Genomic DNA, 14,424 nt, shown 5'->3' with positions numbered 1-14,424 from the left:
TCATTTGTAACCTGGTGGTCCATTTGATCCGGTCAAAAACCGAGATATCACATGTAGGACGGATGGACGAGCTGATTAGTTACAGCTTAAAATCAGATAATGAATAAAGTTTTAAAAAGGATTACAAGTTATATTAGTTAAGGGAGCCTGGTTTCGGTTTTGGGGGATTTTGGGAATAGGTGAAAAGACGTCGGCTACATTCATCTATGACCAGAAAAAATTCGGATTGGGGATAACAGTAACAATCTTCTTGGAGAGTTGCTGAGTTACTGAGTTAAAAGAGTTGCTGAGTTAAATAAGTTTTCAATAAAATTACACTGAATTGAAATAAGTATGGGGATTATAAACTCTTCTCAACTTAATAATTCTTTTAACTTCTCCAACTCATACCTTAGTAACTCAGTAACTCAGTAACTTAGTAACTCTTTTAACTTATCAACTCTTTTTAATTTTTTCTGCCATAGCTTGGGCGATAGCTTTACATTGCTCGATGTCGGAAGATTTTATAGCTCCGAGTGCTTCATTGGGTTCTGCTACCACTTCCCACTTCATTTTTTCTGCAAAAGCTTTCAGTCGGGGGATGGCTCCGCCTCCCCAGGTTTTATTACCGAAATAGGCCAGAAGGTGATTTTTAATGCCCATATTTTCCAGTTCGCACAACAGGGTTTCCATAGTTGGGAAGATACCGCCGTTATAAGCACAACTGCCGAGGATCACTCCTTTGTAGCGGAAAATATCGTTGATGATATAAGAAGGATGTGTCTTCGAAGTGTCGTGGATCCGTATCTTTTTAACGCCTTGTTCGGCGAGGAAACGTCCGATCGTGTCCGCCATCTGCTCCGTGTGACCGTACATACTGCTGAAAGCGATCACCACTCCTTCTTCGGTTTCATATTTACTCCATTTTTCATATTTAGCGATGATATCACACACATGTGAGCGCCAGATCGGACCATGGGTGGCACATATCGTGTTGAAAGTGAGTGTATTCAATTTTTTTAGGGCTGTTTGTGCCGGCATACCGTATTTCCCGACGATATTCGAATAATAACGGCTGATTTCCTCTTCCAGGTAATCCAGATCGACCTGGTCATCGAAAATACCACCGTCCAGGGTTCCGAAAGCTCCGAACACATCCCCGCTGAATACGATATTCTCGCCCGGTAGATAGGTAACCATGGTTTCGGGCCAGTGCAACATCGGAACCATATAAAAATTCAGGGTACGTTTACCGATGTTCAGTGAATCGCCTTCCTTTACTTCGAGCAAGTTGGAATCTACTCCGTAATAATTTTGGAGCATGGGGAAAGTTTTACAGTTGCCCACTACCGTCAGGTCGGGATAATGGCAGAGCAGGTTTTTGATTGCTCCCGTATGGTCCGGTTCCATATGATTGATGATCAAATAATCAACCTTCCGGCCTTGGAGCACAGCTTGCAGACTATCCAGATAATCATCCATCCGGCTGCGTTCGACGGTATCTATGACGACTACTTTTTCGTCTACAATCACATACGAATTGTAGGCTACTCCTTTAGGGAGAGGCCAGTAGTTTTCGAAAATATGAGTTCTTCTGTCATTTACGCCGATCCAGTAGATGTTGTCTTTGATTTTGATAGCATTATTCATATGTCGTTGATTTAATCTTATATTTTTTGCAAAGTTAGTTAAAAGGTCGAAAACCTCAAAGGCGTTAAATAGAAAAGGCCGAAGAAGTTATCATAACTTCCTTGGCCTTTCAAATCTTTTACGTCACAAATGTCTATTTTATACCCAATTTCTTTTTCAGGTCTTTGGGAAGAGCATCTTTGTGAATCATCACTGAAGTAGTCTTGTAAGCTACAAAAGGATAAGAAGCATACAGGTATCCCTTGTATTTACCATAGTCACCCCAAGAGTTTTTCACGATGAAATATTTATTTCCGATTTGATCGACAGCTTTACCTATTACATGCATGCCATGGTCGTCGGTAGTCAGTTTATTGTCGAATTCTTGCTGACGCAGTTCCTGGGTAATTTCTTTTTCTTTACCCGGTTTCTTTAGCAATTCGGCTTGTTGTTGTGTTTTCGGCATTTTCACCCATTTCGCGATTTCTGCGTCGCTCATTTCTTTGATGTTCACGTCCGGAACAACAGCCAGGCCGTCGCGTGTGAAACCGATTTCAGAAACGTCTGATCCCCAGGAGAAAGTGTAGCCTTTGTCGATCGCTTTGTCGAGTACATCCATCAATTCATCCAACGGAAGATTGTATGACATTTCGCCGATCCAGTTATCTTCTACTTCCAGAGCGAATTGAGTATAGAACGGATGGTGGGTGAAAGAAGTCAGGCTGACATAATCGTCCATATTCAGCCCACAGGCATCTGTTGCGAAAGTCATCGGAGTATATTCTTTTCCTTGCCAGGTGAATTTTTCCGGTTTTTCGCCCAGATAAGCATTCAGTATACCGTCATAACCTCTTAACCACGCAGTGCTTAATTTTTTGTTAGGATTGCTGACAACAGCGTCCAGATAACCTTTCAGGATAGCATCCAATTCGCCGTGTACATGTACCTCTTCGCCGTAGTTCAGGCCGCTGTATAAAGACAACGGAACAATACCGTAGTTCCGGATTGCCCAGGTCACATCGGCAGAAGCACCTCCCTGTCCGAAGTTTACATGGCCGTTCATCCGTACATATTTATCTCCTTTGGCATGATAGGTGTTCCATACGACATACATCGGAGACAGGCTGAGCGAATCTTTGCCCATACGCATGATTTCAGATTCCAAAAAAGAAATAGTCGACCAGGACCAACAGGTTCCGGCACGATCCTGCGATTTAACACTTGTTGTCGGAAGGCGTTTGATATCCGTAAATTTGTAACCTTCCTGATCATTCTTTTGTTCCTGGGCATTCACAGTCACTGCACAAGCTAACAGTAAGCCCAAGGTGAAACAGGTAAATTTTCTCATGTTTGTAAATAGTTATTGATATAAAAAAAATCTAACGTTTGCGATGCTGCCAAAGGTAATCAATTGAAAATTTAAAAATAAGTCTCAGCACGGAAATGCCGAAGTTTTAAGAAAAAAATAACACTTTACATTTCGTTGCTTTCCTTTTGGATCTTTTTCCATAAACAGATCTTTCCCCAAAAGTGATATTTCCGGTTACAAATCCAGATGAAGATCACACCGGCGACAAGCATCGTCAGCGTGTCGAAATGCGAAGCTGTCGGATGCAGGTCTTTGAAAAGGGCGTGGGTTTGCAGGGTAGAAGAATCGGAGGTTATGGTGATGGCTGCTATAATATTATTGGCCATATGCAATCCCAGGGATAATTCCATTCCGTCGTCTTTCACCGCTACAAAGCCCAGGATCAATCCCATCAGGATGTATTGGGGAAGGGCCACCCACATGCCGAATTCTTCGACTTCGGGGTTGGCACCGTGCAGGATGCCGAACAGGACACCCGTGATAACGACAGCTACCCAGCGGTATTTGAAGAGCAGGGCCGACCACTGCATGAGGTACCCCCGGAAAAGCAACTCCTCAAAAGAGGTCTGAAAAGGAAAAAGGAGTAGCGAGATAACGACCAGAATCAGGAAATGAACCGGTTCGAATTGAAATACCAGATGGGAGGTATCCCCGAAAAGGAAAGGGAGGGCCAGGGTGATCAGGGATAAAATACCCCAGACAGCAGCACCGAAAAAAATCCTGCCCCAATCTATCCGTTGCCGGCCGGTTACGATATCTGCCGTTTTTTTATGATGGATATATTTAACACAAAATAAGATGGTGAAGAAACCTACGGCAAAACTGAGTAAGGTTAAAGCCAACCCTGTATTCGTACTTGTGGCTGCCGATATATCCCCTCCTTGCAAGATGGAAGGGTCTTCCATAATCATATATCCCACCAAGGGAAGACTGCCGATTTGTGTTGCAGTGAAAATAATCAGTAACGAAAAAATGTAGAAATACCATTGATTTCGGCCGGAGTAAACTTTTTCTAGGAACATCGGTAAAAAATTAAAAATTAAAAGTTGAAGAGCAAATGCCTCATTTTAGCATTTGCTCGAGTGAATATTCGTCGGATATCAACACTTGCCGGGCTTTGCTTCCTTCGAAGGGACCGACGATGCCGGCTGCCTCGAGTTGGTCCATGATACGGCCGGCCCGGTTGTAGCCGATAGAAAACCGCCGCTGGATGGAAGAGGTGGAACCCTGTTGGGTGCTGACTACGAGCCGGGCTGCTTCTTCGAACAACGGATCGCGTGATCCCGGGTCGATGTCGTTGAGGCCGTTCCCTTCGTTTTCAGGTACATATTCCGGTAGGGCAAAAGCACTCGGATATGACTGTTGGCTGGCAATATGGTGGGTGATCGCATCTACTTCGGGAGTATCCACAAAAGCACATTGCACCCGTGTCATCTCACTACCTACCGATATCAGCATATCACCACGTCCGATCAGCTGGTTGGCACCCGGTGAATCCAGGATTGTCCGGGAGTCGATCATGGAAGCTACCTTAAAAGCGATTCGGGCCGGGAAGTTGGCTTTGATCACCCCGGTGATGATATTCGTAGAAGGCCGCTGGGTAGCGATGATCATGTGAATACCTACAGCACGTGCCAGCTGGGCGATCCGGGCGATCGGGGTTTCTACTTCCTTACCGGCAGTCATGATCAGGTCGGCGAATTCATCCACAACCACCACGATATAGGGAAGGTATTTGTGTCCATTATTGGGGTTCAGTTGTCTTTTGATGAATTTTTCATTATATTCTTTAATGTTTCTTACCTGTGCCATTTTGAGCAGGTCGTAACGGCTGTCCATTTCAATACACAGGGAGTTGAGCGTATTGACTACTTTAGCGGTCTCGGTGATGATCGCTTCTTCTTCATCCGGCAATTTGGCCAGGAAATGTTTTTCTATGATAGAATAGATACTGAGCTCTACTTTTTTAGGATCGACCATCACAAACTTCAGTTGGGACGGGTGTTTCTTGTAAAGCAGTGAAGTGATGATCGCATTCAATCCGACCGATTTACCTTGTCCGGTAGCTCCGGCAACCAAAAGGTGGGGCATCTTTGTCAGATCGAAAGTATACGTCTCGTTAGAGATGGTTCTGCCCAAAGCTACCGGCAAAGCGTATTTGGATTCCTGGAATTTCTTGGAAGCGATGATTCCGCGCATGGAGACTACCTCCGGATTTTGGTTCGGCACTTCGATACCGATCGTTCCTGCTCCGGGAATGGGGGCGATGATCCGGATGCCCAAAGCAGAAAGGCTAAGCGCTATGTCGTCCTCAAGGTTTTTGATTTTGGAAATCTTGACACCCGGAGCCGGTACGATCTCATACAAGGTGACGGTCGGACCGATGGTTGCTTTGATCTTGGTGATTTCGATTTTGTAATTACGCAACGTTTCTACAATCCTGTTTTTGTTGGCATCCAACTCTTCCTGGGTGACTTTCGGATTACCGGAGGAATGCTCTTCGAGGAGTTCTAAACCGGGATATTGGTAATTGGACAGGTCGAGGGTCGGATCGTAATCTTCGGTCGGCTGGTTCTTATCGACGGTTTCTTCCTGATCCTTATTGCTGATGGTCAAGGTGATGTCCTGATCGTTTCCGGCCGGTAAGTCGGTATCTCCTTCTTCTTCATCATCGGTAGACGATTTTGCTCGGTCATCCGATAAATCCGATAGTTCCTGGCTGAATTCGAAATTGTTGATAGAAGCGGACATGCGGTCGAAACCTTGTTGCAAGGTGATTGCTTCCGGATTTTGATCCGTTGTTTCTTTCGGTGCTAACAAACGCTCCGGTTGATTGGAAAAATCGGTATCCTCCGGTTGGAACGTACCGTCGTTGTCGTGGGGAAAATCCTCTTGTTCTTCGTCTGCGTTCTCCTTGTCGGAATCGCTTGTTGTATCTTCGTCTTCGGGATCTTGTTGTGCGTCGGCTTGCCGTTGTGCTTCTTCACGGGCAGCTGCAGCACGGGCTTCCCGTTCGGCTAGTGCGGCCAGTGCCTTTTCCTGGTGACGGCGGATTTGTTCTTTGATATAATCGACACATTTATAGAAAGTCCGTTCGAATCCGAAAAACAGAATGGCGATAAAAGTGAGGATCAGAATCAGCATAGTCCCGATACGTCCTACCAATGAGTTCAACCAGACGCTGACAAAATGTCCATGGCCTCCCCCCGGGAATAGGTAGCCTGTGCCGACTTCGAAAAGATTGGAAATACTCTCCGAGAGAAAACCCAGGAATAAAGAGATCCAAAGAATAATACACATACCGATGAATAACCTGCGGCTGAAGTTTTTTACTTTGATACTCCCCAGACGGAAACTGCATAATAATAAAAGATAGCAAAGAATGAAAGAAGATATACCGAACCACCGGTTGATCAATAGGTCCGAAATCCAGGCTCCGATCTTTCCGGCAGGATTACTGACTTCGATTTCCGGATTGGTAATGATTTTCCCCCAGGGACCATCGACCAGACTTTGATCGATACCTCCCGAAAAGAAGAAACCGATCAGGGCGAAGAGAATATACAACGATACCAAAGCCAACGCAATTCCCAGAAGGATACGTGTCCGTTGTTCTTTTAAAAATTCCGGTAGCAAAGAAACCTGTTTTTTCTCCGTTTTGGAGGAAACAGGTTTATGTTTTATTTTTTTCATCTTTACAATTTTTCAGCCTACGAAGGTACGAAAAATTGAAAATTTATCTTGCTTTTACTGATACAAAAATCGTTTAATACTCCGTTTCGGGGTTTTCTCGAACTCTTCGTTATAGAGCTTGTAAGTATTCAGCTGGCTGTAAGCCGGGAGCTGTTGGTTGATTTCTTTCAGGTTGGCGGTCATCAGTTCGTCCAGTTTCTCATCGGTAATTTTTTCTTCGTTTACCAGATCGAAATCGGGGTAGATCAGGGCTACGAGTTTTCCTTCTTTTTCGATAACGATGGATTCGCTGATATAGGGCATGTTGTTGAGTTTATCCTCGATTTCTTCAGGATAAATGTTCTGACCGTTTGAGCTGAGGATCATGTTTTTACATCGTCCTTTGATAAACAGGTAGCCGTCTTGGTCGATGATTCCCATATCTCCGGTATGTAGCCAGCCGTCCCGGTCGATGGCGGCAGCCGTAGCTTCCGGATTTTTGTAGTAACCGGTCATCACACAAATCCCTTTAGCCAGGATTTCCCCTACGATATGTTGGGGATCGCCGGAGTCGATCCGAAGTTCGACACGAGGCACTGCCTTGCCACAGGAGCTCTGACGGAAAGTTTTCCAGTTGTCGTAAGTGAGCAGAGGACCACATTCGGTCATGCCGTATCCCACCGTGTAAGGAAAACGAATCGAGCGGAGAAAGAGCTCTACTTCCTTGTTCAGGGCTGCTCCTCCGATGATTAATTCTTTGAATTTTCCTCCGAAGGCGTCGATGACCTTTTGCCGGATGCTTTCCCTGATTTTATCGTTGATGATCGGTATGTTCATCAGTAATTTCATATGCGGTTTCTCGATGGTCGGGAAAACTTTCTTCTTGATGATCTTTTCAATAACCAGGGGAACCGTAATGATCAGATCGGGCTTTACCGTGGCGAAAGCATCTGCTATGATTTTCGGTGACGGGGTACGGGATAAAAAATGGATGTGGGTCCCGTTGACAAATTGGTAAATAAATTCAAAAGCCAGGCCGTACATATGAGCCATCGGGAGCATACATACGATTTGTTCACCCGGATTGATCCCGTAGGTATCGATGGCAAATTGCAGGTTGGTCCACAAGCTACGGTAAGGCAGCATCACTCCTTTGGAAGAACTGGTGGTGCCCGAGGTATAATTGATCACGGCCAGCTGGTCGGGCGTATCGTATTCGTAATGAACATCTTCGGCACGGAAACGATCGGGGAATTTTTTTCCGAACAGTTCGTTTAATCTGGCTCTGGCTTCGGTCAGTTGCTTACTATTCGAGGTGCGGAGCGAGTAATCTTCGATCCGGAGTACGCCGTCGAGGTCGGGCATAGCCGATTCGTCGAGATTTTCCCAGACCACATCTCCGGCAAAGAGCAAACGGGCTTCCGAATGGTTCACGATGTGATGGACATTATCGGGTTTAAACTCGTTGAGTATGGGTACAGCTACAGCTCCGTAAGAAAGTGTGGCCAGAAAAGCGATACCCCAACTGCTGGTATTCCGGCTGCAAAGAGCGATCTTATCCCCTTTACGGATTCCGCAATGTTCGAAAAGAAGGTGTAATTTCTCGATTTTACGGGCTACATCTTTGTAAGAACTGGTAGCTCCCTTAAAGTCGGTCAAGGCAGGCAGATCCCAATGATCTTTAATGCTCTGTTCAATATATTTTATAAAATTTTCTTCCATAATCATGGGTTTATTTGAACAAAGATAGAATTTTAGGTATTAAACCGGAAACGTTGGAAGAAAAAAATGAGTCCGTATTTTTCTATTTTATTGATACAGATAACGTTTTATACTTCGTTTTGGCGTTTTCTCGAATTCGGTTTCCTGGATTTTTAAACGGGCAACCTGGCTGTACATCGGCAGCATATGGTTGAGGAGTTTACGGTTTTCGTCCATTTTAGTTTTAAGCTGCTCAGGGCTGATCTTTTCTTTTTTCACTACTTCATAATCCGGATAGACGAGGGCGATTAATTTACCGTCCTTTTCAATGACCAGCGATTCGGAAACATAGGGTAGGGCATTCAGCCGGTCCTCGATTTCTTCGGGATAAATATTTTGTCCGCTGGGACCCAGGATCATGTTCTTACTTCTGCCTTTGATAAAGAGATAACCCTCACTGTCGATAATTCCCAGGTCGCCGGTATGCAACCAGCCGTCTTCGTCGATAGCGGACGAAGTGGCTTCGTGGTTTTTATAATAGCCGTCCATGACATTCGCTCCCCGCACTAATATTTCTCCGACGATATTTTCGGGGTCGGAGGAGTTGATGGCAATTTCCATCCGGTCGACAGCTTTACCGCATGAACCGGCTTTGAAGGTGTGCCAGTCGTCATAAGAAATGGCCGGACCGCATTCGGTCATACCGTAACCGACGGTGTAAGGAAATTGTACGGAAGAAAGGAATTTCTCTACTTCGAAATTTAATGCTGCGCCTCCGATAGCGATCAGTTTGAAACGTCCCCCGAAAGCATTGACGATTTTATCCCGGATCGACAGCCTTAATCTGCGGTTCAGATAGGGGATTTTCAGGAATAGCTTGATATGAAATTTTTCCAGTTGTGGCAGTACCCGGTGTTTGATGATTTTCTCGATAATCAAGGGTACGGCAACGATCAGGTTGGGACGGACAGCCGAAAATATTTCGTTAATGATTTTCGGGGCCGGAGTTTTGGAGATAAAATAAACGTGTGTACCACTGGCAAAGGGATAGATCAGTTCGAAGGCCAGACCGTACATATGAGCCATGGTCAGTATGGAGACCAGCCGTTCGCCCGGATTGTAGCCCATTTTGTCCAGGGCATACTTCAGGTTCGACCACATACTGCGGTAAGACAACATCACTCCTTTCGAAGCGCTGGTTGTACCGGAAGTATAATTGATCATGGCCAGCTGGTCAGGTTGATCCGGCTCGTAATGGATATCTTCCGGACGCAGGGCGGCGGGGTATTTTTGCCTGAATAACTCTTCCCAATGTCCGTGAGCTTTTGCCAGTGCCGGATTGGTATTATAGAAAAGAGAATAGTCCTCCATCTTGATGACGGTTTCCGGTTTCGGCATTTCTTCTTTTTGCAGTTCTTCCCAGATGGGAATACCGGCAAATAGAATCCGGGCTTCCGAATGGTTGACGATATGGCGGATATTGTCGGCTTTGAATTCGTGTAAAATAGGTACTGCTACTGCTCCATACGAAAGGATTGCCAGAAAAGCGATTCCCCAGTTGGTCTGATTCCGGCTGCAAAGAGCGATTTTATCTCCCCGGCGGATTCCGCTTTCTTCGAATAACAGGTGCAAACGGGCAATATGGTGGGCTACATCTCCGAAGGTATGGGTTTGGCCCTGGTAGTCGGTTAAGGCCGGTTCTTCCCAATGGATTCGGATACTATGTTCTATATAGTATAAAAAATTCTCTTCCATCTTGTTATAGATTGATGAGAAAACGCATCTCAGGTCCGGGTGGAATGTGCTTCAGCACGGTCGTGTTTAATTTCGTCCATAATTCCACCGTTGAGGGGGCTCGAGGTGCGTTCTCTGTGTATGTATACTGAATAGGGAAAAGAAGGTTACAAAAAAGAGGTAAAAGGTAGAAAGTAAAAAGTATAAAGTTAAATATTGTGAGAAGTCGAAACTAAAAAACGACGGTGGGCGTAGTTATTGACGAGTGAATGCAAAAAGCTCATTATTATTACGTTACAATAATTTAACTTTATTATTATGAAAACAGAAAATCCAAACACTCCAATTTTCGGAACACCTGAAGAAGCCCGTGTAGCTCCTAAGTTTGAAATGCCTAAAACCTCTATGCCGGGAGAGGTGGCTTATCAGTTGGTACACGATGAAGCGATGATGGATGGAAATGCCCGATTGAATCTGGCCACTTTCGTTACCACTTGGATGGACGACTATGCCCGCCGGGTGATGACCGAAAATATGGACAAAAACATGATCGATAAAACCGAGTATCCGCAAACTGCCGAGATAGAAAGACGTTGTGTGAACATTATCGCTAAATTGTGGCATTCACCCGAACCTCCCTATTGCACCGGTACCAGTACCGTCGGTTCATCCGAAGCTTGTATGCTGGGAGGTATTGCTGCCCTGAAACGCTGGCAAAAACGTCGTCGTGCCAAAGGTTTGCCTACCAATAAACCTAATTTTATCATTTCCACCTGTATGCAGGTCGTTTGGGAAAAATTTGCCATCTATTGGGACGTTGAAATGAGAATGGTTCCCGTGACGATGGAAAAAATTACCATGGATCCGCAGGATGTGGTCGGTATGTGTGATGAAAATACCATTTGTGTCGTTCCGATTCAGGGGGTTACGATCACCGGATTGAATGATAATGTAAAAGAGATCAACGATGCCCTGGATAAACTGAACGCAGAAAAAGGATGGGAAATATGTATTCATGTGGATGCTGCTACCGGTGGTTTTATCCATCCGTTTATCGATCCGGATACCGTTTGGGATTTCCGTTTGAAATGGGTGTTATCTATCAGTGTTTCCGGCCATAAGTTCGGATTGGTATATCCGGGTGTCGGTTGGGTGGTTTGGAAAGATAAACAATATCTGCCCGAAGAGATGAACTTTGCCGTGAACTATCTGGGTGCCAACATTCCGAGTATTTCTATTAACTTCTCCCGTCCGGGCAATCAGGTATTGGCACAATACTACCAGTTCCTGCGTTTAGGTATGGAAGGTTACCGGCAGATCCAGCAGAATTGTATCGATGTATGTCTCTATCTGAAACAACAGTTAAAAGAGATGGGGATCTTTGAATTTTTCAGTGACGATATGCCTAATCCGTTGTTTATCTGGAAACTGAAAAATGATTCTTCCCGGAAATGGACGTTATATGACCTTTCGGATGCTTTGCATGCCCAGGGATGGCAGGTACCGGCTTATACCATGCCGAAGAATATGGAAGATGTCGTGATCATGCGTGTCGTTGTACGGCAGGGAACCGGTAAAGACCTGGCCGATCTATTGGTGAAAGATATTAAAACCAATATTGCCCAGTTGAATCAATTGCAGGAACCGACTAATAGCGCTATTTTGTGGAATAAGAGAGAACCACAAAAGCCCAGAGGATTTAATCACTCCAGATAATCTCTTTTAGAGAAAAGAAGGAGCTGGTCCCCAATGGGACCGGTGTTCCTTTCAAGAATGGATAGGCGTAAAAGGAATCGACAAAATTAGAATGATCGGTACGAATGGATCAGAGCCGCAGATTCGCCGGTCAAAATTCTGAAAGAATTCGCTAACCCAATTTGTAAACCGCTAATCTATCTGAAAAACTTTGCAGACAGATTAGCGGTTTTTATTTATTCTGTCACACAAGAAAGATTCAGATATTCAAACCAGTTGATATTGGTTTTACTTAGAAGGTAAATTGGGGATAAGCCTAATAAAAAGTACCATAAAAAGCTCCGTTTGCTTTCCATCTGGATGCGGGAATGAATAAGGATATGATGAAATTCAATTATCAGGCCGAAAGAATTCATATCGATACCGTTTATCCGAAATGTAAGAGTCGGGCTGCTTACCGAGGAAAAGAGGATAAAGATTGGTATTTGTATCCGGCAAAGTTTGCAGGTAATTAATTTGGGGGATTACGACTTTAGATAAATCGATTGTTTGCATCTTTCGTGTAATTCCGGGAAAAACTCCCGGAATATTTTTTGTAATCGTTCTCCGTGCTCCTGCATAAATAGCGGCGTTTGGGCAGGATCGATCTGCAATCCCCGGTAGCGGGTCATGATTTCCAGGGATTGCTGGATTCCCGTTAGGGAGGCATAACGGCACAATCGGTCAGTCAGGATGAAATGCCATATGAACCCCTGAAAACGTTCCGGCAGGTGGCGGTAGTTCCAGGCTAAGGCGGTATAAAACCTCCGGCTGAACCGTTTGAGGGGAAGACCGGCATAGTCCTGAAACCGGCTGGCCAGGAAATAATCGAACAAGATGTCGTTCACTACAGCCGAATAACGCCCGAAAGTTTCCCGGCCTATCCCTACGGCTTCCCGGACCAACGGATGCCGGTCCGAGAAAGCATCGATTTCGCGGTGTAACAAAATTCCTTGCTGGAATTTCCGGGGATATTGTTTATACCCGTCCCCTTTGACCCCATCCCCGATAAAATTACCGATCTGAATACAACGGTCATTACCCGAAAGGAAAATGTGGGCGAGATAGTTCATAATTCGTTCAGCTTATTTGTAAAGGACAAATTTGCACATTATAAACGATACTACCAAAGCCCCTTTGCGGGTTAAAAGCTGAAAAGATCGTTCAAGGCCTCACTCATAGAAGGATGCGTATAGATCTGATCCCGGAGCGACGAATAGTCTAGTCCGGCTTTCATGGCCAGGGCCACATTGTTGATCACTTCGCCCGAATCGATACAAAACAGGGTACATCCCAGAATTTTTCCGTTTTTGGCATTTACGACAGATTTCAATACCCCGTTGGTATTACCTGATACCCGCGCTCGGGGGATGGCCTCGACCGGAATGGTTTTGGTCATCACTTCGTATCCTTTGGCGATAGCTTCTTGTTCTGTCAAACCGATGCGGGATAGAGGTGGATCGATAAATACCGTATATACGACAGGTTCCCGGTCGACAATGGTCCGGCTGCCTTTACCGAACAGTTGATCCCGGATAATCCTGTAATCGTCCTGGGAAATATAGGTGAATTGTTTCCCTCCGCTGACATCTCCCAACGCCCAGATATCCGATGCGGTTGTTTGCAGATATTCGTTTACGATGATCGCTCCATGTTCGTTTAAATGTATTCCGGCCACTCCCGGATCGAGGCTTTCGGTGTTGGGCTGACGGCCTGTCGCTACCAGAACAGCGTTGGCAAAGAGGCTGTGTTGGGGTTTATCGGTCGTATCCCGATAGGTCACTACGGTCTCTTCGTCGGTATCCTGGATCGATTGCATTTCTATACTGAAATGAAATTCTATTCCTTGGTTTTCCATTACTTTCCGTACAGCTTCGGCAATGGTTCTGTCTTCGCGGGATAAAAATTCCGTTGTGTTTTCCAATACGATTACCTTACTTCCGAAAGCCGCAAACATAGAAGCGAATTCCAACCCGATGTATCCTCCTCCGATGATGACCAGGGTTTCCGGTAGCAGGTCCAGTTCCAGGAGTGAGGTACTGGTATATACCCGTCGGCTTTCCCGGATACCTGATATCGGCGGGATCACCGGAAGAGCTCCGGTATCGATAAAGATCCGTTTCCCCTCGATCTCCAGACGGTCTGTTTCGGTGGTCACCTCTATTTTACGGGATGAGCGGAATGAGGCGACTCCTGTATATACCGTTATATTCGGATGGTCGTTGAGCCGGTCGAAATTTAATTTTCGTAAAGCGGCGATAATTTCGTTTTTCTTTATGATAGCTTTCCGATAAGCTGCTGCCTTTTCTTCAAAAGAAGCCAGATTCAGTTCCTTTATCATTTGGGCCTGATGGATCAATGCTTTGGTCGGAATACAGGCGATATTGATGCAGGAGCCTCCGTACATCGCAGCCGAACGTTCGATTATGGCTACTTGCTGTCCCCGGTTAGCTAAATCAGCAGCCAGTAGTTTACCCCCTTTTCCAAATCCGATAATGATTGCGTCAAAATGTTCCATAAAATGGGTGATTGATTAAAATTTACAGAAATCTCCACTACTTACGAAAATCAAAGGTGAATTGTTTGATTACTCCTTAGAACATCCC

10 protein-coding genes are annotated in these 14,424 nt (G+C 45.1%); 2 read left to right on the top strand and 8 right to left on the bottom strand.

Annotation, left to right across the window (positions count from 1 at the left end):
* Positions 1 to 435: 435 nt before the first annotated feature.
* The 6 genes from WS34_RS00695 to WS34_RS00670 form a co-directional block, all read right to left on the bottom strand.
* On the bottom strand, positions 436 to 1,629 hold the full coding sequence (locus tag WS34_RS00695) for an FprA family A-type flavoprotein (protein WP_046402472.1): 1,194 nt from the start codon (positions 1,627 to 1,629) through the stop codon (positions 436 to 438).
* 133 nt (positions 1,630 to 1,762) lie between these two features.
* Positions 1,763 to 2,956 carry a C1 family peptidase gene (locus WS34_RS00690; RefSeq protein ID WP_013611570.1) on the bottom strand — a complete coding sequence of 398 codons (1,194 nt, stop codon included), beginning with the start codon at positions 2,954 to 2,956 and terminating at the stop codon, positions 1,763 to 1,765.
* 125 nt (positions 2,957 to 3,081) lie between these two features.
* Positions 3,082 to 3,999, bottom strand: coding sequence for a CPBP family intramembrane glutamic endopeptidase (locus WS34_RS00685; RefSeq protein ID WP_013611569.1), 918 nt, complete (start codon positions 3,997 to 3,999; stop codon positions 3,082 to 3,084).
* A 40-nt stretch (positions 4,000 to 4,039) separates the two neighbouring features.
* Entirely contained in the window at positions 4,040 to 6,670 is a 2,631-nt protein-coding gene (locus WS34_RS00680) for an FtsK/SpoIIIE family DNA translocase (protein WP_286693572.1), read from the bottom strand.
* Between the two features lie 54 nt (positions 6,671 to 6,724).
* Entirely contained in the window at positions 6,725 to 8,371 is a 1,647-nt protein-coding gene (locus tag WS34_RS00675; protein WP_046402540.1) for an AMP-binding protein, read from the bottom strand.
* A gap of 87 nt (positions 8,372 to 8,458) precedes the next feature.
* Positions 8,459 to 10,105 carry an AMP-binding protein gene (locus tag WS34_RS00670; protein ID WP_046402470.1) on the bottom strand — a complete coding sequence of 549 codons (1,647 nt, stop codon included), beginning with the start codon at positions 10,103 to 10,105 and terminating at the stop codon, positions 8,459 to 8,461.
* Positions 10,106 to 10,402: 297 nt separating this feature from the next.
* On the opposite strand from WS34_RS00670, the gene gad reads away from it, so the two are divergent.
* A complete protein-coding gene (gad, locus tag WS34_RS00665) occupies positions 10,403 to 11,800 on the top strand; it encodes a glutamate decarboxylase (RefSeq protein ID WP_013611565.1) in 1,398 nt (465 codons plus the stop codon).
* A 347-nt stretch (positions 11,801 to 12,147) separates the two neighbouring features.
* Positions 12,148 to 12,294 carry a hypothetical protein gene (locus WS34_RS15305; protein WP_113028686.1) on the top strand — a complete coding sequence of 49 codons (147 nt, stop codon included), beginning with the start codon at positions 12,148 to 12,150 and terminating at the stop codon, positions 12,292 to 12,294.
* A 9-nt stretch (positions 12,295 to 12,303) separates the two neighbouring features.
* On the opposite strand, the gene WS34_RS00660 is transcribed toward WS34_RS15305, so the two are convergent.
* Both WS34_RS00660 and WS34_RS00655 read right to left on the bottom strand, forming a co-directional pair.
* Positions 12,304 to 12,891 (bottom strand): acyl carrier protein phosphodiesterase, encoded by a 588-nt coding sequence (locus WS34_RS00660; RefSeq protein ID WP_013611564.1) that lies wholly within the window; start codon positions 12,889 to 12,891, stop codon positions 12,304 to 12,306.
* Positions 12,892 to 12,962: 71 nt separating this feature from the next.
* Positions 12,963 to 14,336, bottom strand: a complete 1,374-nt coding sequence (locus tag WS34_RS00655) for an FAD-dependent oxidoreductase (RefSeq protein WP_046402467.1) — start codon at positions 14,334 to 14,336, stop codon at positions 12,963 to 12,965.
* Between the last annotated feature and the right edge of the window lie 88 nt (positions 14,337 to 14,424).

The sequence above is a fragment of the Odoribacter sp. N15.MGS-14 genome (assembly GCF_000980245.1).
GTDB classification, from domain to species: Bacteria; Bacteroidota; Bacteroidia; order Bacteroidales; family Marinifilaceae; genus Odoribacter; species Odoribacter splanchnicus.
The sequence above is the reverse complement of the archived record's forward strand: the minus strand, read 5'-3'. Positions and strand labels throughout refer to the sequence as shown.